The 20,768-nt window shown below is 70.5% G+C and carries 17 protein-coding genes and 2 tRNA genes; 10 read left to right on the top strand and 9 right to left on the bottom strand.

Features of this window, described 5'->3' with window-relative positions:
* Positions 1–263: 263 nt before the first annotated feature.
* On the top strand, positions 264–1,544 hold the full coding sequence (locus tag O0S08_RS16710; protein WP_269040153.1) for a hypothetical protein: 1,281 nt from the start codon (positions 264–266) through the stop codon (positions 1,542–1,544).
* Positions 1,545–1,994: 450 nt separating this feature from the next.
* Here the strand turns inward: O0S08_RS16710 and O0S08_RS16715 are convergent, their stop codons facing one another.
* Positions 1,995–2,990, bottom strand: a complete 996-nt coding sequence (locus tag O0S08_RS16715; RefSeq protein WP_269041850.1) for a PEGA domain-containing protein — start codon at positions 2,988–2,990, stop codon at positions 1,995–1,997.
* A 103-nt stretch (positions 2,991–3,093) separates the two neighbouring features.
* A complete protein-coding gene (locus tag O0S08_RS16720; protein ID WP_269040154.1) occupies positions 3,094–5,457 on the bottom strand; it encodes a serine/threonine-protein kinase in 2,364 nt (787 codons plus the stop codon).
* Between the two features lie 130 nt (positions 5,458–5,587).
* On the opposite strand from O0S08_RS16720, the gene O0S08_RS16725 reads away from it, so the two are divergent.
* Positions 5,588–6,709, top strand: a complete 1,122-nt coding sequence (locus tag O0S08_RS16725) for a fibrinogen-like YCDxxxxGGGW domain-containing protein (RefSeq protein ID WP_269040155.1) — start codon at positions 5,588–5,590, stop codon at positions 6,707–6,709.
* A 103-nt stretch (positions 6,710–6,812) separates the two neighbouring features.
* Positions 6,813–7,973, top strand: coding sequence for a fibrinogen-like YCDxxxxGGGW domain-containing protein (locus O0S08_RS16730; protein ID WP_269040156.1), 1,161 nt, complete (start codon positions 6,813–6,815; stop codon positions 7,971–7,973).
* Between the two features lie 234 nt (positions 7,974–8,207).
* Here O0S08_RS16730 and O0S08_RS16735 read toward each other — a convergent pair whose 3' ends face one another.
* Positions 8,208–8,450 carry a hypothetical protein gene (locus O0S08_RS16735; RefSeq protein WP_269040157.1) on the bottom strand — a complete coding sequence of 81 codons (243 nt, stop codon included), beginning with the start codon at positions 8,448–8,450 and terminating at the stop codon, positions 8,208–8,210.
* A 103-nt stretch (positions 8,451–8,553) separates the two neighbouring features.
* Here O0S08_RS16735 and O0S08_RS16740 point away from each other — a divergent pair, with 103 nt between their 5' ends.
* Together O0S08_RS16740 and O0S08_RS16745 are read left to right on the top strand one after the other, a co-directional pair.
* Positions 8,554–8,814, top strand: a complete 261-nt coding sequence (locus tag O0S08_RS16740; RefSeq protein ID WP_269040158.1) for a hypothetical protein — start codon at positions 8,554–8,556, stop codon at positions 8,812–8,814.
* Positions 8,815–9,283: 469 nt separating this feature from the next.
* Positions 9,284–9,853 carry a hypothetical protein gene (locus tag O0S08_RS16745; protein WP_269040159.1) on the top strand — a complete coding sequence of 190 codons (570 nt, stop codon included), beginning with the start codon at positions 9,284–9,286 and terminating at the stop codon, positions 9,851–9,853.
* Between the two features lie 136 nt (positions 9,854–9,989).
* Here O0S08_RS16745 and O0S08_RS16750 read toward each other — a convergent pair.
* Positions 9,990–10,061 (bottom strand) — tRNA-Arg (locus O0S08_RS16750).
* Positions 10,062–10,248: 187 nt separating this feature from the next.
* On the opposite strand from O0S08_RS16750, the gene O0S08_RS16755 reads away from it, so the two are divergent.
* Positions 10,249–11,367 carry a fibrinogen-like YCDxxxxGGGW domain-containing protein gene (locus O0S08_RS16755; RefSeq protein ID WP_269040160.1) on the top strand — a complete coding sequence of 373 codons (1,119 nt, stop codon included), beginning with the start codon at positions 10,249–10,251 and terminating at the stop codon, positions 11,365–11,367.
* A gap of 41 nt (positions 11,368–11,408) precedes the next feature.
* Positions 11,409–11,744, top strand: coding sequence for a hypothetical protein (locus O0S08_RS16760; protein WP_269040161.1), 336 nt, complete (start codon positions 11,409–11,411; stop codon positions 11,742–11,744).
* A 439-nt stretch (positions 11,745–12,183) separates the two neighbouring features.
* Here the strand turns inward: O0S08_RS16760 and O0S08_RS16765 are convergent, their stop codons facing one another.
* Positions 12,184–13,416 (bottom strand): ferritin-like domain-containing protein, encoded by a 1,233-nt coding sequence (locus O0S08_RS16765; protein ID WP_269040162.1) that lies wholly within the window; start codon positions 13,414–13,416, stop codon positions 12,184–12,186.
* Positions 13,417–13,464: 48 nt separating this feature from the next.
* On the opposite strand from O0S08_RS16765, the gene O0S08_RS16770 reads away from it, so the two are divergent.
* Complete coding sequence (locus O0S08_RS16770; RefSeq protein ID WP_269040163.1) at positions 13,465–13,746, top strand: hypothetical protein; 282 nt, start codon at positions 13,465–13,467, stop codon at positions 13,744–13,746.
* A gap of 182 nt (positions 13,747–13,928) precedes the next feature.
* Positions 13,929–15,221, top strand: coding sequence for a PQQ-binding-like beta-propeller repeat protein (locus O0S08_RS16775; RefSeq protein ID WP_269040164.1), 1,293 nt, complete (start codon positions 13,929–13,931; stop codon positions 15,219–15,221).
* An 87-nt stretch (positions 15,222–15,308) separates the two neighbouring features.
* Here O0S08_RS16775 and O0S08_RS16780 read toward each other — a convergent pair whose 3' ends face one another.
* Complete coding sequence (locus tag O0S08_RS16780) at positions 15,309–15,479, bottom strand: hypothetical protein (RefSeq protein ID WP_269040165.1); 171 nt, start codon at positions 15,477–15,479, stop codon at positions 15,309–15,311.
* Between the two features lie 73 nt (positions 15,480–15,552).
* Here O0S08_RS16780 and O0S08_RS16785 point away from each other — a divergent pair, with 73 nt between their 5' ends.
* Positions 15,553–16,920: a M23 family metallopeptidase gene (locus tag O0S08_RS16785; protein WP_269040166.1), complete on the top strand. Its 1,368-nt coding sequence runs from the start codon at positions 15,553–15,555 to the stop codon at positions 16,918–16,920.
* Positions 16,921–17,008: 88 nt separating this feature from the next.
* On the opposite strand, the gene O0S08_RS16790 is transcribed toward O0S08_RS16785, so the two are convergent.
* The 3 genes from O0S08_RS16790 to nth all read right to left on the bottom strand — a co-directional run bounded on the left by O0S08_RS16790 (position 17,009) and on the right by nth (position 20,651).
* Positions 17,009–17,076: transfer RNA gene (locus O0S08_RS16790), tRNA-Asp, on the bottom strand.
* A gap of 78 nt (positions 17,077–17,154) precedes the next feature.
* A complete protein-coding gene (locus O0S08_RS16795; protein WP_269040167.1) occupies positions 17,155–19,875 on the bottom strand; it encodes a hypothetical protein in 2,721 nt (906 codons plus the stop codon).
* A 137-nt stretch (positions 19,876–20,012) separates the two neighbouring features.
* A complete protein-coding gene (nth, locus tag O0S08_RS16800; RefSeq protein WP_269040168.1) occupies positions 20,013–20,651 on the bottom strand; it encodes an endonuclease III in 639 nt (212 codons plus the stop codon).
* Between the last annotated feature and the right edge of the window lie 117 nt (positions 20,652–20,768).

A 20,768-nucleotide genomic window follows, 5' to 3' on the forward strand; every position in this document is an offset into this window, starting at 1 on the left:
CTCTTGTGACGCGGCGGGGCACGGCTCGAGGTCGAGGGTGTGCCTTCGGCGCTGGGGGGAGAGGTCCGCAGGAGTCGGGCGATGATATGTCTTTCAGGACATGATCTTTGAGTCATTCGCATTTCGCGCCGACCCGTCAATGATCGCAGTCCGAGTCCGTCGAGTCGCCGGCGCTCGTATCCGCCCGACGAATGCGTTCGCGCGTCGTGGGCCGCGCGACCGTGCGCGTTTCCTCGCCGCGCCAAACCGCGGACAATGACGGGGTGAAAGCGGCCGAGCATCAGAACCGCGCGCGCGAGGGGTTCTATCGCCTGCTCGCGGCGGCGATGACGTACGGCTGGGCGCGATTGATGGCGTTCATGGCCTGGCTCGCGCTGCTGGTGTCGACCTACGCGTCGCTCGACGGGGTTATCGGCGAGGGCACCGTGGCGCCGCTCGGGCTCGTCACGTTGAAGACAGTGCCGCTGCTGCTCGCGGTGCTGGTCGCGCTGCCGAACGTGATGCTGCACATCGTCGCGCGCATGATCCTGTTCCGCTTCTCGCGGCGGAACTTCAACCTGCTGTGCCGCGACGCGCCGGGCGAGGCGGCGCTGCCGGTCGAGGTCAAGGAACGCTGCGAGGCGACGTGGGCCTACGAGCGCGGCCGGGCGCAGATGCGCTACGAGTCGGGCCTGCTGCCGCAGGTGGGAGTGTTCGGCCTGCTGGCGTCGGCGATGCTGGCGTTCTGCATCCTCGGCATCCACCTGCCGCCGTCGCAGCTGTTCCCCAACCTCGGCGGCGAGCTGCCGACCTGGCACATCTGGGTCGCGTGGACGGTGCTCAGCACCGCGACGACGTCGTTCATGCTGTCGGTCGGCCGGATCCTGGTGCGGATCGCCGGCTACGACGCGACCACCCGCACGTTCGCCGACGCGGCCCGCTCGTTCGGCCTGTGCGTGGTCAGCGGCGGGCTGCTCGCGTGCCTCACCGTGTCGAGCACCGATCCGAAGACCGCGCAGGCGAGCATCGCCATGGGCATCGCAGTCGGGCTGCTCGGCGACCGGGCCTTCATCGCGGTGTCGAACCGCGCGGCCGCGCTGCTCGGCACCGAGGTCGAGGCCGTCGAGCCGGGCATCGGCCTGCGGGTGATCGAGGGCGTCGGCGCCGAGGACAGCCAGCGCCTGCAGGAGGAGAACGTGACCTCGGTGCACGCGCTGGCGTTCGTGCCGGTGCCGCGGCTGTTCTTCAACTCGTCGCTCAACCTGCAGCGGATCTGCGACTGGCAGGACCAGGCCCTGCTGTTCGTGTACGTCGGCGAGAGCCGGGCCAAGGCGCTGCGCGAGCAGTTCCAGATCCGCGGGGCGATCGACGTCCAGCGGCTCGGCCGCACTTTCGAGGACATGCCGGCCGAGGTGCAGCAGCAGCTGGTGGTGAGCCTCAACTTCCCGAGTCCGACGCACGCGCGGCAGCTGTTCGCGCGGCTGGCCGACGACCCGCGCATCGACGAGCTGCGGGCCTATCGCGCGGCGGCGCTGAGCCTCGATCCGCGGTCCGCCGACGCGTGAGCCGGGCTTCGGACGCCGCCGGTGCGCCGCTGCGCGTCAGCCCGACACGCGCAGCGATGACACCGGCGGCGCCCAAACTCGTAGCGATCGCGGTGGCCTGGCCAGGACGTCCGCGATCGCCAGGCGGGGGTCGGTCGTCGCCGAGGTCCGGCCGGGGCGCAGCGTGGCGTCCGCGAGGCCGGCGCGCATTGCTGCGAGGCCGGCACCGGGGGCGCTGCTGAATCGCGGATGGACATCATACGAACTCGCCGACGTGGGCTCGCCTCCAAGTCTGGGCGGACCGTCGGGGGCGGCAATCCGGCGACGATGACCTGGGCCACGAGCAGGTCGTCGGAGCGGCGGCGGCGGTTTCGCGGCGGCGCGGCGGCGTCAGGCCACGAACGTCGATCGGACAGGTGTCGGCGGCGCAGGTGCGACAATTCGGCTGTGTCGCCGATTACGCCCGATCGCTCAGAATGCGCCGCTGAGGCCGATGTAGGTGGGCCCGAGACGCGCGCGCAGGCGGGTCTTGCCGCGGTCGCGGGTGCGCAGGAGCAGCATCGTGCCGGCGGTGCCGAGCAGGGCGCCCGCGGCCAGCAGCGCCGCGCCGCCCCAGTCGGTGTCGAACACGAAGCGGCAGCGGCCCGCGAGGTCGACGTCGCGGCCGTCGCAGCGCCCGTGGTAATCCCGGCCGTCGATCGCCAGCAGACCGACGCCGGCGGCCAGCAGCGGGATGCCGGAGAACAGCAGGCCCCAGCCGGCCCCGCGCAGCTTCAGCGTCTCGGGCGTGCGCCGCAGGTCGACCTGCAGGCTCTCGCGCAGGCCGGCCACTGCGACCAGCTCGCGCTCCTCCGGGACGTACCCTTCGGACATGACCCGAACGACATGTTTGCCCTCGAGCACGGCGCGCTCGACCGGGGCGGCGCCGACCAGCTGGCCGTCGATGAACACCAGCGCGCCGGCCGGGGTGGTCGCGATCTCGAAGGTCGGCGGCGGCTTGGCCAGGGCGTCGAGCTTGGCCAGCAGGCGCGCGGCCTGATCGGCGGTCAGCGCCCGCAGCTCGGCCAGGCCGCACAGCTCGCAGCCGCGCTCGCTCTCGGCCGCGCGCCCGAGGTCGCGGGTGGCGACGAGCTCGAGCCGCAGGGTGTAGTCGCGGTCGCTGACGGTGACCTGGGCCCGCAGGACGAAGGCGGCGCCGAGCTGGTCGCGCAGCCGCTCGAGGCAGGCGTCGTCGCTGCACGGGCCGGCGGCCGCGCGGGCCACCGCCTCGGCGTCGAGCAGCTGCAGCCGCCCCCGCGCCAGGCCGCCGCGCAGGTCCTGCTCGAGCTGCGAGGCCAGCAGCGGATCGTCGGCCCCGCTGATGACGATCGGCGCGATCGCCAGCTTCGGCGCGTCGGCCTCGGGCGCGGCGGGGGCCGGGGCGCTCGCCGCCGGCTGGGCGGCGGCGGGCGCGGCCGCCAGCGACATGGCCAAGAATACATGGACTATAGGACATGTCCTTCGGAGCACGCTCATAAATGACATGTCTGTAGAGACAGGTTTTAAAGGACATGCCCGAGAGGCCATGGCTTCAGCCACCGATCTTCTCCTTGACCTTGTCGAGCCGGCCGGCCGCCTTGGCGTGGCCGAGCTCGGCCGCTTTCTCGTACTGGGCCTTGGCGTCGGGGTAGCGCAGGACCTTGAAGTAGGCGTCGCCGAGGCGGATCCGGAAGTCGCCCTTCTTCGGCTCGGCCTTGACCGCGCGCTCGGCGAACACCACCGCCTGCTCGAAGTGGCCGCGGTCGAACTCGACGTCGGACAGGCCCATCAGCGCCGCGCCGTTGCGGTTGTAGGCCGCGAGCGCCTGGTTGAACGCCCGTTCGGCGGCCGCGAAGTCGCCGCGCCGCCGCGCCGCCTCGCCCTCCTGCGTCAGCTCGTCCGAGCGGGCCCTGTCCTGGGCCGCCTGCGCCAGCTGCTCCTCGGGCTCGGCCGCGGGCGTCGGCGGGGTCGCCTTGGGCTCGGTCTTGGCGTCGGTCTTGGCGTCGCTCTTGCCCGGGCGCGGGCGGGCCGGCTCGGGCGTCGGCGCGACCGCGACCACCGGCGGCTCCGCGGGCGGCTCGGGCGTGGTCGCGGGCGGCGGTTCGGCTGGCTTTTCGGGCATGTCCGGAGGGACATCTCGAACCGCGTCGGGGCCGAGCAGGGCGGCCAGCAGCTCGATCTGCGACGCGGCCCCGCGCTCGCGCACGAACCGGCGCAGGCGCTCGTCGCGGTGGCCGCGGTCGTGGTCGGCGAGGATCTCGAGCAGCTCGGCGGCGGCGACGTCGGCGGCCGTGAACTCGCCGCGCTCGGCCTTCGCCAGCAGCTCGGCCATCTGCCCGGGCGTGTAGAGGCCGCGCTCGCGCGCCTGCGGGTGGTCGGGCTGGAACACCAGCGCCTGCGAGTAGAAGTCGCGGGCGAACGGCTTGCCGGCGTCCGTGTTCCAGTAGGTGTCGCCGAGCTCGGCGAGCGTGTCTGCGAACTCCTTGCGCAGCTTCTGGGCCTCGTCGCGCGCGGGGCGTTCGGCGGGGCCCTCGGTGCGGTTGAGGGCGACGACGTGGAGGATCGACGTGTCCTTGGGAGCCGACGCCGACGGGTAGACCCAGTGGGCCTCGGCCCCGGCTGCGCGCGCGTCGGCAGCCAGCTGACCGATGTGGGCCAGCTCCTCGGGGGTCGGCGGTCGCTCGCGGGTGGCGAACAACACCGCGACGGCGGCGACTGCGGCGGCGGCGACGGCGACCGCGACGCCGCGCCACCGGCTCGGGCGCGCGAGGACGAGGTCGCGGGTGAGCGCGTCGAGCAGGACGTCCATCGACGGGTGGCGCTGGACGGCATCGGTCGCGAGGCCGCGCACCAGCGCGTCGCGGATGAAGGCCGGCACCTCGCTCGGCGGCGGCTTGATCAGGTGGCCGCCGCACACGCTCTCGGCCAGGTCGAGCAGGTTGTCGCCGGCGAACGGCGGCTGGCGGTACAGCGCGGTCCACAGCGCGACGCAGAAGCTGAATTGATCGGAGCGCGCGTCGGTGGCGACGCCGCAGTGCTGCTCCGGCGACATGTACGCCGGGGTGCCCATGATCGTGCCGGCCATCGTCAGCGAGGTGCTGAAGGCGTTGTGCCGCCCGACGCGCAGGGCGACGCTGTCGTTGTTGTCGGCGGCGGCGGGCGGCTGTTGCCCGGCGGTCCCGGCCAGGCCGAAGTCGGCGACGCGAGCCCGCCCGTCGGTGCCGATCAGCACGTTGTCGGGCTTGAAGTCGCGGTGCACCAGCCCCTCGGCGTGCGCCGCCGCGAGGCCGCGCCCGGCCTGCACGAACATGTCCCGGATCTCGCGCCACGGTCGCGCCTGTTCCGAGAGCCATGCCCGAAGGGTCAGGCCCTTGACGAACTCCATGGCGACGTAAATCTGGCCGCTCTGCTCGTTGATCTCGTGGACCTGGACGACGTTGGGGTGCGACAGCCGGGCCATCGCCTGGGCCTCGCGGATCATGCGGTCGCGGGCGTTGGGGTCCTGCGCGGCGTCGCGGAGGACCTTGACGGCGATCCTGCGGTCGAGCTCCTCGTCGTAGGCGGCGTAGACGACGCCCATGCCGCCCTCGCCGAGGGTGCGCAGGACGGCGAAGCGACCGAAGTGCGGCGGCGGGGCCACGGGGCCGACCAGCGCGCCCGGGTGCGAGGGCCGGGTCTGATCGAGCGCGAGGGTGGTGGCCGCGCGCGCCTCGGCGAGCGAGTCCTCGAGCGGTCGGTCGAGCGTCTCGTACAGCTCCTCGCGCGGACGCGGCGCGAGCAGCTGCGCCGGCGAGGCGGCGACCAGCGTCGAGTCGATCGCCTCGCCCCCGCGCAGCGTGTCGGAGGATTCGCGCAGCGTGTCCGGCGTCTTGTTGTTCACGGCGAAGATCCGGCGGCGAGCTCGACCGGTGGTCACGCAAAGGCTAGCGCCGAAAGACGCGGGCGTGAAAGTGGCGAGTGCGCGCCGGCGAGCGATGCGCGGCGCAGTTTCGCGCTGCACGCTGCGATTGCCCGCGGCGAGCGCCTCGTCTACACAGGAGGGGATGGTGGCGCACGGGCGTGTGTGGCGAGCGAGCGCGGGGATTGTCGCTACCGCGGCGCTGACTGGTTGCCTCGACCGGAACCCCGACTTCATGGAGCCGACGCTGCCGACCGCGAGCGGCTCCGGCGGCGCGAGCATGTCGACGGGAGATCCGACCCCCGACCCGGAGACGACGTCGCAAGGGACCACCGGTTCGCCGACGGGGACCGAGGGCAGCACCTCCACGCTCGGCACGAGCGACCCGCTGACGACGAATCCGACGACGAATCCGACGACGATGCAGCTCGGGGTCTGCGGCGACGGCGAGTTGACGCCGGACGAGGAGTGCGACAACGGGCCGGACAACGCGGACAACGCGGCCTGCACCAGCGGGTGCACGCTCGCCAAGTGCGGCGACGGGCTGATCCAGAACTACGAGAACTACGACGAGTACTGCGAGGACCTCAACGACGACCCGGCCGACGGCTGCGTCGAGTGCTTCGTGCCGCACGTGTGCCACGAAGTGCTGTCGCGGGCTCCCGGCAGCCCCACGGGGATTTACATGCTCCAGCCGGACGCCAAGGGGCCGCTCGTGCCGGTCTACTGCGACATGACGCTGAAGGGCGGCGCCTGGACCCGCGTCGAGCGCAGCCCGTTCGGCGACCCGATCGGTCTGGCCCTGTTCAAGGACTTCGAGGTCAACATCAACGACCCGGAGAACCCGCGCTACCGCATGAGTCGGGCGGCGCTCGATGTCGTGCAGCAGCATTCGAACGACATGTGGATCGAGTGCGGCGGGACCGATCATCTGTGGACGGACTCGGACAACCTGTTCGCCGGCGAGGCGATGGGCGACAGCTGCTTCAACTTCGACAAGGTGGTCTACATCGAGGCGCAGCTCGGCGCGGTGAAGAAGGCGCCGATCGAGCTGTGCACCGGCTTCACCGGCGTGAACGACGGCGAGTGCCCGGGCGCGTGGCGTGTCGACGAGAGCGAGCAGATGAGCTGCGGGCTGTCGCTCGTGCCGTGGGACAGCGAGCCGATCACGGTCCTCGATTCCGACGTGTTCGCGGTCGACCCGAAGGTCAGCGATCCGAACACGGACTGTCACAAGCCCGGGGCGATCCGTTCGATCTACCTCCGCTGAGGCCGCGCCGACGCCGACCGCACGAAAGCGCGCGAATGTGCGGTGGCGCGTGCGGACGGCGATTGCTGGCGGCGAGCGCGTCGTCTACACCGAAAGCATGTGCATGAGTCGGAGCGAGTGGACCGCCGGGACCGTCGTCGTCGCCGCGCTGGTGACCGGTTGCCTCGACGACAACCCGTGGTTCGTCGAGCCGACCACCACCGGCTCGGGCGGCGCGACCAGCAGCGTGACGATCAGCGGCACGACCGCCGAGCCGCCGACGACGGGCACGACCGGCGCGGAGTCGACGACGACGACCACGACGTCGACGACGACGACCATCACCACCACGGGGACGACCGGGTGGACGGAGACCGAGGGCAGCACGACGTCGCCGCTGTCGACCAGCGACACCGAGTGGTTCTCGACCGGCGACCCGTGGCAGTGCGGCGACGGGATGCTCGGCGGGCCCGAGCAGTGCGACGAGGGGCCCAACAACAGCGACGAGGGCGCCTGCACGACGCAGTGCACCACGGCGGCGTGCGGCGACGGCTTCGTGCGCGCGGGCGTGGAGCAGTGCGACGACGGCAACTTCGATCCGAGCGACGGCTGCGTCGCCTGCATCGTCCCGCACACCTGCAAGGAGATCCTCGACAACGACCCGCAGGCGAACACCGGCAAGCACTACGTCGACGCCGACGGGCCGGAGCCGATGCCGCTCATCCCGGTGTACTGCGACATGACATTGAAGGGCGGCGGCTGGACGTTGATGGAGCGCAGCCCGCTGGCGCAACCGATCGGCATCGCGCTCTACAAGGATGCGCCGGTGAACCTCGGCGATCCGATGGCCTCACGGTTCCGCCTGCCGCGCGGGGCGATGGGCACGGTCGCCGCCAATTCGATGGAGATGTGGCTCGACTGCGGCGGCGCCGATTACCTGTTGACCGCCCCGCAGTCGTTGTTCCTGGGCGACCTCCCGGCGCCGGACTGCACCAACTACGGCCCGGTGCTCTACAAGGAGGCCCAGCTGAAGGGGTACACGCGGACGAACGTGCAGCTGTGCACGATGTTCGACGGTGTCAACGACGGCCAGTGCCCCGGCGCGTGGAGCATCGACGAGCACGTTCAGTCCCAGTGCGGGCTCGAGGGGTACCCGTGGGACACCGTCAACCACGAGCCGATCACGCCGATGTCGACCGACGCGTTCGCGGTCGACCCGCAGTACGCCGACAGCGGCCACGACTGCCACAAGCCGGGCGCGGTGCGCCGGATCTTGCTGCGCTGATTCGTCCATGAGGGGCCGCCCGACGGGCGCCGTAGATCATGCAGGAATCGAACCGCAAAATCGCGGTCCTTCATGGTTTACCTGTCTCCGTCGCTGGCGGGCGACTTCAAAGTTGGACCGAATGGTGGTTGCCCGTCACCTGGTCCAGCCGACCCGACTCGGGCAGGTTATTGGCGGGCTTGGTCGCAATGGCCGCGCCCAGTCGCGCTGGCGTTGGACGTCAAGGCGCTGTTGTCACAGCGCGGCGCCCCCATCGATCCATTCCTCGACCAACGCGATCGTGTCCGCCGACAGCGGCGCGCCCCCCTTCGGCATCTGCGCGGGATTGCCGTTGAACGGCACCTCGCCGGCGATGCCCTTGAGCTTGGCCACCAGGTACGAGTTGGCGGAGTCGCCAACGGCGACGCGCTTGAAGCCCGCGGCTTGGGTCGAGTAGACCTCGACCAGGTTCTGCCATGAGTCCTGGGCATTGGTCATCGTCAACCCCCCAGAGGACTGCAGGTGGCAGCCGCAGTTGCCCTGCACGACCACGGGGTATACGTCGTCTGCCCACCTGGGCGCGTCGCCAGTGCTACCCACGATGGTCGTATTGCCCATCGTACTCGTGCTCGATTCTGATTCGCTCGTCGTCTCGATCGATTCCGATGTGCTTGTGCTTGTGCTTGTGCTTGTACTCGCGTTCGATGATGTCGTGCTCGTGGTCGTGATCGGTGATGTCGTGCTCGTGGTCGTAATCGGCGAGGTTGTCGCGTCCCCTGACGCGGTTGGGACGGTCGACGTCGAGACGCTCGTATCAGAGCTCAAATCAGAGCTCAAACCGGGGCTCCCCTGCGGATTGTAGAAGCACGCATCAGCGAGGACAACGAGGCCAACAAGACGAGCCTGAGCTCGAGGTAATAGCGCCATGTTCGGGACCCTACCACAGGCTCGGCAGCGCCAAACGCTCACGGCCGCCCGTTCCCGCGCAGCAACGCGCGCCAGGCCCGTACCCGCAGGATGAACGCTCGCCCGCGGACCGACGCAGCTGTCGGGCGCGGTTGGGAAGAAGTTCCCCGTCGCTGCTGGCGCCCCGGTCGGCGTCGCGGTCGCCGGCGGCGCCGGCTCCTGCGCGCTGGCGTTCGTGGCGACGGGCGGCACGCCGAACCTCGCCCAGGTCAGCGCGGGGGGCCGGCCAGCTGTTGCTGGCGTACTGCATGACCAGCTGAGCTCGCCGCCGGCCGCAGCAGTGCCCAAGAATCGACATGCGCTGGGTCTGTCGTGTCCTCATGATCCTTTGGTGCGCCACCCTCGTTTCATGCGTCATCGGGGCGGTGCACGAGTTCGACTACCGTCCCGCGGAAAGGTCGAACCTTGGCGCCGGGGCGACCGTGCTGCTGCTGATGCCGGAGGATCGGCGCCCTGAGGTCGTGACGGGCGACGAGCGACCGTCGTTCGTCGGTGAGCTGCGCAGCGGGGCCGGGATTCCGTACAGCGTGAAGACCAAAGACGGGCAGCCGTTCGCAGCGGTGGTCGCGGAGACGGTCGAGCGCGACCTCGAGGCGGCGGGCTTCCGCGTCGTCGTCGATCCCGGCCCCGCTGGGCTCAACCTGCCCGCGCGGCTGCACAAGAGCGAGGCCCGCCGGGCGCTCGCGGTGACAATCCGCGAGTTCCACTCGGACACGTACATCGAGCCGACGGTGACGTGGGAGTTGGTCGCAACGGTCTTCGATGAGCACGGCTCGGTCGTCGCTAGCGACACGCGGACAGGCGAGATGGAGCTGCCAGGGTCGTTCTGGAACCCGAAGAAGGCGGCCGCGCGGCAGGTGCCGCCGTTCTTCTACCGGCTCGTGCATGAGCTCGTCGCCGGCAACCCGATCATCGTCGACGCGCTGAAAGGCTGAGACCGCAGAGCAGACGAGCGATGTCGACCGACGCGTTCGCGGTCGACCCGCAGTGCGCCGACTGCCACACGCCGGGCGCGGTGCGGCAGATCTTGCTGCGCTGATTCGTCAATGAGGGGCCGCCCGACAGGTGCCGTAGATCATGCAGGAATCGAACCTGCAACTTCCAGATTCGTAATCTGACGCGTTTACCATTTTCGCCAAAGATGAATGACGCCCGCCCACGTGGCGGCCCCTCACCGCGAGGATGGCCGCCCGGGGCCGGCAGCGTCAAGCCGCGCCGTCGCCGCGCGGGCGGTCGTGCGCGCATTCTCGCCCGATGGGCGAGAGTGCGCGCACTTCGGAAATTGCTGAGGTGAGCGGGCTCGACTACACCGGAGAGGATGCGGGCGGGCGTGGTTCGAGCGGGCGTGGCGGTGGCGGCGACGTGGTCGACGGCGTGTCTCGACCGCAACCCGTGGTTCGAGGAGCCGCCGCTGCCGACCGGGAGCGGGTCGGGCGAGGCGACGACGCAGGTCGAGCCCGTGACGAGCGGCGTGCTGCCGACGACGACGAGCGGAGCGACCCCGGGGCCCGGGACCACCACCGAGCAAGCAGACACCGAGGCGACCGGGCCGTCGACGACGACCACGACGTCGACGAGCTCGACGGGGATGACGTTCGTGATGGAGGTGTGCGGCGACGGGATCGTCGACGGCGGCGAGGAGTGCGACGAGGGGGCCGACAACGCCGACGACGGCGCGTGCACGACGACCTGCGCGGCGGCCAAGTGCGGCGACGCTCTGATGCAGGCAGGGGTCGAGGCGTGCGACGACGGCAACGCTCTGGCGGACGACGGCTGCATCGACTGCAAGGTGCCGAGGACGTGCCTGGACGTCCACGACTGGGCCCCGAACGCGACGTCGGGCGCGTACCTGCTCGACCTCGACGGCGGCGATCCGGCGCCCCCGCTGCTGCTGTACTGCGACATGCTGACGGCCGGCGGCGGCTGGACGGTGGTCGAGCGCAGCCCGCGACAGCAGCCGATCGGGGCGCCGCTGTTCGCCGACACGCCGGTCAACACCGACCAGCCGGGGGCCATGCGCTTCCGTGCGGCGAAGGCGACGATCGAGCAGTTGATCCCGCAGACAGTGGATATGCGCATCGACTGCGGCGGGGCCGATTATCTGCTGACCGACGCCGCGGCGATCCTGCTCGGCGACGACATGCCGTGCTCGTACTTGCCGGTGGTGTACAAGGAGGCGCAGCTCAAGGGCTACTTCCACACCGACCTCGAGCTGTGCACCGGCTTCCACGGGCCGGCCGATGATTGCCAGGGCGCGTGGAACGTCGACGAATACTCGCAGGGGATGTGTTACATGCCGCCGTACCCGTGGAAGGACATGGTCCCGGTCACGAGCGACGGCGCCGACGTGTTCGCGGTCGACGCCTCGGTGTTCGACAACCTGCAGGGCCCGCCGCCGATCCACGATTGCCACCAGCCGGACGCGGTGCGCGCGGTGATGTTGCGCTGAGGGCGAGGGTGGGGGATGTTGATGTTGATGGCCGAGGTCCCATGACCGAGAGGGCGTTCAGGGTCGGCGACCGGGTCGCGTGGGCCGAGGTGCCGGACGGGGCGCTGGTGTTCGACCGCGGGGACGAGGATTGGCCCGAGCCCGCCCACGCGCTGCGGCTCGCGGGCCGCGGCCGCTGGGTGCACGAGGCACACGTCACCGACTGGACGCTGGAATTGGAGGAATGGCCGTGGCAGGCGGGCGAGGAGCGCGGGCAGGGGACGAATGGGGTCACCCTCGTGGCGCTGGGGCTCACCGGCGAGGAGACGGCCGCGGATCTGCAGCGGCTCGCGGAGGTGTTCGCGGTGCGGGACGAGGCGGCGCGGAGCGACGAATGACGGCCGCTGCGGCGGGCGAGGGGCCCCTGAGCAAAGGACTCTCACGGCGCCTTGGGGCGTGACCGTCAGGCGTTAATCGGGTCGGAGCAAGCCGAGGCGAGGTCCGCCCTACCAATTTGCCACCATGCACGGCATGGACCGGCCGCGGCGTCGAGAGAGCCCTGGAATCGTAGGCCGGCCCCCGGCCGCGCCGCAAGGCTCCAGTTCGCCCCGTGGCGCGGCTTCGGCTGTGTTCGTGCTTGCGCGCCGGCGGGGCTCTTCCTGGCCCGGATGTCGCAAGGAACCGCCCATGTGCGCCGGGCTCGTCCGTAACGCTGCAGTGACGACGTTCGGTGCTAGCGATGAAGCTGTCCCGGAGGACAGCTTCGATTCGCGCCCGCACGTCGCTCGGGATCCGCTCGCGCGAGCCGTTGTTGTTGGCGGCCAACGCGAGCCACGACTAGGCCTGCAGGACGGCGGTCGCCGCCGGCGCGATCACGTCGCGCAGGGCGACCGCGGTCAGCTCGTGCTGGGTACCCGGCGACAACAGGCCGTGTGCGAGCAGGGCGTCTTCGTCGCGTGTGCCGGGCGCGGGGCCCGACTGCGCCTCGGCGAATGTCAGGGCGACCGCGATCGCGGTCGCCGGACTCTGCGCGACCGCCCATTGCACGAACTGCCAGGCGAGCTGCGCGTGTCGGCGCTCGTCGGCGGCGATCCGCGCCAGGGTCGCGCGAATCGTCGGGTCCTGGGCGTGGGCGCTGCCGAGCTCCGCGGCCAGCGCGGCCAGCGTCTCGTTGATGCAGCCCTCGCGCACTGTCGCTACCGCGACCGCGGTGAGGTCGGTCGGGCCGAGCGCGTCGGTCACGTCGAGCGGACCGGGGCCGATCGGGTGCTGCGCGTAGGCGCCGGCGAGGGCATAGCAGGCGCGCGCGTGGACGATCTCGTCGGCCATCGCCTGCTGGGCCGCCATGACCAGCTCCGCCGGGGCTCCGACGGCGAGGAGCTGCAAAACGAAGCGGGCGAACGAGGCGATCGAGGCGTGCTCCGCAGCGGCCGCGGCCGTCCAGGCGCTCGCCAGCGTTGCACGGGTCGCTGGCGGCAGTTCACGGAGCACCGGCACGTCGGCGCTCGACCACTCGCTGCGGTGCACCGCAGGGGCTGTGCGCGCCTCGCCGTGGACCGTCAGCGGCCGGCCCGGACAGGACATCTCGAGGCCGTGCGTAGCGAAGTAGCAACAGGCGCCCGGCTCGTCGGGCGTCGCATCCGGCCCGCACTGCACTTGGAAGGGCTCGTAGTGGCATGAGTCCCAGGGGTTGAGCTGCTCGAGGACCACGGTGGTGTTGAAGCGCGGGCAGGTCGCCCAGTCCATCGGCCGCGGGAAGCACATGTAATCCTGGTCGAGGAACATGCCGGGATCCTCGGACTCGATCGGCGGCGGCGGTGGGTCGCAGCTCTCGGGGTTGCCGCCGGAGGTGCCCGACGTGCTGCTGGGCGGGTCGAGCATGCCGCTCGTCGTCGAGGCGTCGCCCGTCGTGGTCGAAGTGCCATCCGTCGCGGCCTGCTCGTCGGTCGAGGTGTCGCTGCCCGTGCCCGGGTCTTTCTCGGGCCCGCAGCCCGAAGCCCATGCGAGACCGAGGCAGGCGAACAATTCGGCGCAGAATTTTCGGGTGTGACGCTCGTAATCCTTCCGCATCTCGACAGTGTTCGCGGGTTTTGGCGGTTTTGCAAGTGTTTATAGCGCTTGAAAACGCGCATCGGGCCTGGACTGTCGATGCGGCCGGCAGGCCACATCGTCGGCGCCGGCAACGGGGTGTACAGGCTCTCCATAATCGGCGCCGCGCTCGCGAATGTTTGCGTCGCCGCGATCCAGATGGGTGCGTACATCCCGAACGCGCTCTTGTGGGTCGACGCCCGCGTCGCACTCCGCGAGCTCATCGCAGACGCCGTCGTTGCAGCATTCGTCGCGTCGCAATTCGGTCGCCCGAAGACGAGCCTCCCGCGTAGCTCTGCCTCGGCGGCGTGAGCTTCATCGGAAAATATGTCTCAAGGGACATGTCAGGAATCAGGAGCGGCGGGAGCCAGGGGCAGAGGCCGGTTCAGCCACGCAACGGCCGCAGCCGCCCCGCGGCGCGTCGATCGGCGTCGACGACCGCAGTTCCGATCGACGTCCCCGGCTTGTTCCGCCTGGCCTGGCATGTTGTCGACATGCGATATTCACTCTCGCTGCGATGTGGCGCGCTCGCGCTGTTCATGGCGTGTGGTCCGAAGTCCGCCGAGCCGGGCGACACGGACACCGATCCCACCAGCACCGGCGATTCGCCGGGCAGCACCACGACCAACGCGCCCGACCCGACGACCCTCGGTGATCCGACCACCGGCGATCCCACCACCACCGGCGAACCTCTCACATGTCCGGAGGGACAGGAGCCATGGACGAGGCTCGGCGGGGGCGAGCTGCAGCTACCCACCGACGTGAGCGCGTCGCGTAGCCTCGCGGCGATGGCCGACGGGCGGATCGCCATGGCCGTCGTGATCGAGGGCGAGCAGTCGGCTCCTGGCGTGCTCGTCCTGTCGCCGACCGGTGAGGTCCTGGCCGTCCACGCCGGCGAGCCGGCGGCGCCAGGCGAACCCGTCATGGCCCTCGGGATCGAGCGCGCGGCCGATGACGGCCTGATCGTTCGCACGGCGCGCGGACCCAACGGCAGTACTGCACAGGGCTTCGCGCGCTTCGCTGCCGACGGGGCGCCGCTCGGCGCGATCGAGCTGGGACCGGAGTGGCGCCACACGTACGTCCTCCCGGTCGAGGATGACGTCGTGCTCGTCTCCTTGCCGGACGCGGACTCGCCGAGCTTGATGGCGCGGATGGCGGCCGACACCGGCGCGGTCGAGTGGCTGACGACCATCGCCGGTACTGCAGGGGACACGATCATTCAGGCCGTCGACATCGGCCCGGTGGGCGACATCCTCATGTCCGGCGTGTCGAACGAGGTCTTCGGCAGCGGCTTCACGCGCATGCACGTCTGGCGCTTCGACCCCGAGGGGGCGCCGGTGTGGAGCCGCGCGACGGACCTCCCTGTGTTCGACGGCGCGTACGCGCTCGAGCTCGGCCCGGACGGGCAGGTGTTCGTGCTGCGCGTCGGCCCCTGGCCCGACGGCCAGACCGACCTCGTCGCCCTCGACTTCGCCACCGGCGCCGATCTGTGGACCGTCACGGTGGCGAAGGCCGACGAACAGCTGCGTTACGCCGCCATCTCCGAGATCGTGGTCGACGACGACGCCCTCTCGTTCGTGGTCGCTCGCAGCGCCCCGGACCAGCTGCGCCTAGAGAGCGTCGGCGTGCAGCGGGTCTCGTTCGACGGCCAGCTGCTGGAGTTCATCCCGCTCGACGTGCCGCCCAACGAGCTCTTCGCGGTCGAGGCGCTGCGCGGCGCCTGCGGCGAGCTGGTCATCCTGTCCAGCTTCCAGGAGCCCTACTGGTTCGGCGCCTTCGCCCCATGAGACCGCTCGGCGTCTCGCGGTGCTCGTTGAGGCGGGTGCATCTCCGAATCGAGTGGTAGCGTCTCACGATACCGGAATGCGCCATCGCTATCGGATGCGCGCGCATTCGGCAGGAGACGCGCGCGCATCGCCGATGCATGCGCGCGCATCCTCGTGCGTCGGCGAAATCGCCGCATCGGACGTACAAGTGCTGGATTTCTTGAGCTCGTCGTTGCCTGTCGCCGTGCTTGCAACCGTCGGCGAGTAACGATTGATCATGAACTCAGCAAAAATACCGACCAGCCTTCGCCTCCGCCTCCAGCGGGCTCTCCTCGCGCACGTCTGCGCCTCCGTGGCCCTGAGCTCCGGGCTCTTCGTCGCCTGCGACGAGGACGAGGCCGTTCTCACCGAGGACGCCGTACCGGTCCTCGCCGGTGCTCCGCTCGAGGACGACGCCGACGATCACGACGGGCCGCCTATCGACACTCAGGACATTGTCCATGTCGAGGGCGCGGATGACGGACCCGAAGTCTTCGTGGGCGTCTCTGGTTTGGGCCAGGCCGAGGTGCTGGTCGAGGGTCGCAGCGGAGAGGTCGCGCTGGTCGCCTCCGAGCTCGATCCGGAGGTCTTGCGGGCGCACGGCGCTGAACCGATGCTGGACTTCAAGATCGCCGACAAGCCGGTGGCCGGCACGATCTCGTCACCCAGCGGATACGGGCATTACTGCAGCATGCTCTACCCGAGCGGCGTCTCGGTGTTAGGGTGGGACGCCGCCGGCAATGACCCGTGCGCCGTGATCATCGCCAACAACGGGGCGGGCGGCACGATCCAGCGGGCCGGGATGATGTCGGCCGCGGGCGCCAACCAGGTCGTGACCCGCTGCGACGGCAATGTGGCTTTCGCCGCCCGTGGCCTGGGGACCGGACCGCTGTCCACCAACTGGAACAACTCGACCGGCCTCAACGGTTGCATTCACACCGTGTCACCGCTGGCGCTCCCGATCTTCGAGATCGGCCCGCTCCCGACCACTGCGACTGTCGACCCAGGCACCGGCGTCGACTTCGCTCGTCCACCGATCACGACGCTGGACACCTCGATGTTCGGCTGGGGCGGCTCTCTGACCTACGGGAGCAGTTCGGCCCAGCTCGTCGACTTCAAGGGCCGCAGGCGCCAGACCCTCACCTGGATCGACGATCACAGCGCGTACGACCTCGGTGTGGCCCGCGGAACCGAGACCTATGCGCTGGCCAACGGCAATGTGATCGCCTCGCGCTGGCTCGACACGAAGTGCACCGGCTCCGACGGGCCGGTTCAGGGCGAGGTCTACATCCGTCATACGGTCGCGCGCAACCCCTCGACCTACAACGAAACATTCGTGGCTGCGTACTTCCATCTGGAGTACCTCTTCCCGCGCGCCCCTGGCGCTGACGTGTTTGCGGGCGACATTCTCGGCCACACCGGCAACATGGGTTGCTCGACCGGACCGCACCTGCACTTCGCGGTCATCCGCGAGACGAACGTCGCCGACGCGCGCTCCTTCACGCTGCAGGTGCCGTTCGGCGTGGGCAACAACGGCTACCCCTACACCATCGATCCCTGGGGCTGGCAGGCTCCGACGGGCGTCGATCCGTGGGGCTCGCGCGCCTCCTCGGGCGGCGCTTTCAGCGTCAACCTTTGGAAGCCAGGCGCCGCGCCCGACACGGATACCTGGGAAGACTGAGCCGGCGACGCTTCATTCGTCCGGAGTCGCAGTATTCAGTTTTTCTGGACACTGTAGCGAAGCGAGGGGCTGCCCGACGGGCACCTGTTACATGCGAGGATCGAACTCGCGGCCTTCAGTGTGACAGACTGACGTGATTACCAATTTCACTAATGTTGGTGTTCCCGCCCACGTGGCAGCCCCTCGCCGGCGAGGATCGCCGGAGCGAGGGGCTCCCGTCAAGCGGCGCGCGCTTCAGTCTTGCTTGCCGGGCTTGCCGTCCTTGGCGGAGGCCTCGCGCGCGCGCATGCCGTCGGTGGTGCGCGAGATCGGGGTGCCGCGCACGAGCTGGGACAGCAGCTCGGCCGGGCTCTTGCCGCCGAGCAGGGCGACCAGGTTCATGTTGCTGGCGGCGGCCTTGAGGACCTCGCTGTCGGCGGCGGCCTGCAGCGCGCCGACCAACTCGTGCTGCAGGGCGCCGAGGCGGACGGCGTCGGCCTGGGCGAGCGCGGCCGCGCGGGCCTGCTCGACCTCGGCGAGGGCGCGCGCGTGCGCCTCGGCGGCGCGATCGACCAGGCCGCGCGACTTGGCCTCGGACTCGGCGGCGAGCACCCGCGCGGCGGCGGACAGCTCGCCTTGCTCGCGCTCGCGGTCACGCGTGGCCTCGAAGGCGAGGCGCTCGAGCTGTTGCTTGTAGCGGAGGACGTCGGCGTCGCGGCCGGCGGACAGCTGCTGCTTGAGGGCGACGACGACATGCTCGTCCTGGGCCTCGAGCTTGTTGGTCTCGGCCATGCGCTGGCTGGCGCCGCGCTGCAGGGCGTGCTCGTCGGCGTCGAGGGCGTCGCGCAGGCGGGTGGAGTCGAGGCGGCGGCGCGACTGTTGATCTTGCAGCTGCAGGGACACTGCCTCGCGCTGGACGTTGGCGAACAGCTCGGCGAGGGCGGGGTCGGCGACCTGGAAGCCGAGCACGTCGACGCCGCTCAGGACCATGCCGTTGTCGGCGAAGCGCAGCAGGCCGTCGTCGCCCTCGAGCAGGGTCTTGCGCACGACCGCGGGGAACTCGATCAGCAGCTGCGTGGCCGACAGGGCGCGCGTCGCCTCGCGCACGCGGGCGCGCACGGTGTCGGCGAGCAGCTTGACCGGATCCTCGACGTGGAACCACCGCTCGGGCTCGCCCTCGAAGTGGCCGGCGAGGCCGAGCTTGACCCTGAAGCGGACGAAGTCGGCCGACTCGATCTCGAAGTTGTCGGCGACGCGCCCGCCCTGCACGCGCAGGAAGCAGGTGGTGACGGTGGTGTGGCCGTCCTTGGTCTTGCCCTTCGACAGCTTGAGCGCGGTCAGCTGCTCCTCGTAGTCGAGCAGCTCGGTGCGCGGGCCGACGACGACGCGCCGGCCGTGCCGCGAGGTGATCAGCACCGCCTCGTTGTTGGGCACGATGACCGACAGCGCCCACGGGGTGACGACCTCGGCGGTGGTGAGCTTGTGCGGCTCGGCGTGGCCGATCCACAGGTTCCACTTGTCGTGCGGGACCCGCCGCTGCACGTGCTCCTCGCCGCGCGGGTCGACGAGGTACGAGGTCTCGCCGCGGACCATCTTGACCATGCCGGTCCGCTGGTCGCGGACGTAGACGCCCGACTTCTGGTCGATGCCGATGGCGTTGATGACGACTGCGTCGTGATCGTTGCCGACGTGCGGCTCGCGGGTGACCGGGTTCAACACCTCGGCTTCGATGAACGGGAAGAACACGCTCGGCAGGCCGCGCACCAGCAGCTCGGCGCCGGCCTCGTAGTGGTCGCGGTCGAGCGGGGTGCCCGGCGGGAGCCGCTTGCTCAGCTCGTCGCGCGCGATCGGGGTGATGATGCGGAGGTACAGCGCCTGGTGCTCGCCGAGCTCGTAGGCGTCGTAGACCCGCCGCCGCGAGCCGCGCTGCAGGAAGGTGTCGTGCGGGCCGGGGAACACGCGCGCGGGGCCGCGGACGATCCGCGGGTTGCCGTCGGCGTCGAACAGGAAGCAGAAGTTCTTGGGCCCGAGGACGACGGCTCGCCGCGCGTACGGGTCGGCCGCGACGCCGCGCCCGCCGTCGGCGGTGCGCTGCCGCTTCTGCGCGGCGCGGTCGTTCCACGCCTCGTCGAGGGTCGCGAGGATCACGCCGCGCTCGCCGCTGGTGTAGTCCTGGCGGTGGCGGATCTCGTTCTTGACGACGCTGAACTGCTTGACCGACATGCCCTCGCCGACCTGGGCCAGCAGCTTGGCCAGCTCCTCCTGCGCGGCCGCGGGCAGGGTCGTCACGCCGTCCTCGTCGCGGCCGCGGCCCTCGGTCTCCTCGAGCGCGGGCACGACCTCGATGCCGGTCGGCGGGATGAAGAACTGAGTGTGACGGCCCTGGATGACGATCCGCTGGCCGATCCGCAGCTGCGTCGGGTGGGCCTTGGTGGCCGGCTCGGGCTGGCTGCGCCGGGCGGTGTTGTCCTCGGCGCCGTCGATGACGACGCTCGAGAGGCCGGCCGACTCGATCACGAGGCGGTAGTAGGGGGCGGTCTCGTCGAGCGGACCGACGACCTCGACCAGGAGGTATTGATTGGCGTTGAGCTTGTGCGCCGGGCGGACCTCGGCGGATTGACCGGGCCACAAGGCGAAGGCGCACGGGCCGGGGATGATCTTCTTGGTCCCGAGCCGTAGCTCCTTCTCCTTGTTGCCGCCGGGCACGTACGAGCCGTTGGGCCCCTCGGGGTGGTCGGCGACGACGGGGTTCTCGAGCAGGACGTACTCGCCGTCGCGGGCGATGATGAAGGGCCGCGCCTCCATCGGCGCCGGCTCGTAGCCGCCGCGCCCGTTGGACCGCACGATCCGGTCGTTGGCGCTGGGCGTGAACTCGGTCGGCCCGATATGCGTGAGGATCTCGCCCGACGTCTCGTTGAGCGACCACAAAAAGGAGCGACGTGGGACTGGGATCTTCTGCCGATTCTCGATGGCCATCTTCGATCTCGCTGAGGGCCGGCAGGATAGTCCGCGGCCGCGGCGATCGGAAGCGCCGCCGAGAGGCGCTCGCGCGCGCGGACGTAGGACGCGCGCGGGGCCGCGCGGGCCGGTTTCACGCGGATGTCACGTCGGCGTCAGGCCGCCTTCACGCCAATTTTGGGGCAGATGTCCTGCATGACGCAGTTCGGGCAGTCGGGCTTCTTGGCGGTGCACACGTAGCGGCCGAGCAGGATGATGGCCGGGCCGAAGAAGGTCCAGTCGTCCTGGGGGACGAGGCGCATCAGATCGCGCTCGATGTCGCCGGGGTCGCGGTGCTCGGACAGGCCCATGCGCCCGGACAGGCGGATGACGTGGGTGTCGACGATGACGCCCGAAGGTATGTTGAAACATGTCGCAAGGACCACGTTGGCGGTCTTGCGGGCGACGCCGGGCAGGCGCACCAGGGCCTCGATCGACTGCGGGACCTCGCCGCCGTACTCGTCGACGAGCATGCGGCAGGCGTTCTTGATCGACTTGGCCTTCTGGCGGTAGGTGCCGGTCGGGCGCACGGCCTCCTCGAGCTCGGCGAGGTCGGCGTCGGCGAACGCCTGGGCGTCGGGGTAGCGCGGGAACAGGGTCCGGGTCACGGCGTTGACCCGCTCGTCGGTGCACTGGGCGGCCAGGATCGTGGCCACCAGCATGTGCACCGGGGTGTCCCAGTCGAGCTCGTAGCGAGCGTCGGGGTAGCTCTGGCGCAGGCGGTCGAGGAGCACGTCGATGTCGGGTCGCTGCATGGCGGGCGCATTATGCCCCGGATGTCGCGGCCGCGGCGCGCTCCGCGGCCGGCCGTCCGCCGGCTGGTCCGGACCGGATCACGCGGTTTTCCCCGGCGGGCCGCAGTCCGCTAGACT

The sequence above is a fragment of the Nannocystis punicea genome (assembly GCF_026965555.1).
Lineage (GTDB): Bacteria > Myxococcota_A > Polyangia > Nannocystales > Nannocystaceae > Nannocystis > Nannocystis punicea.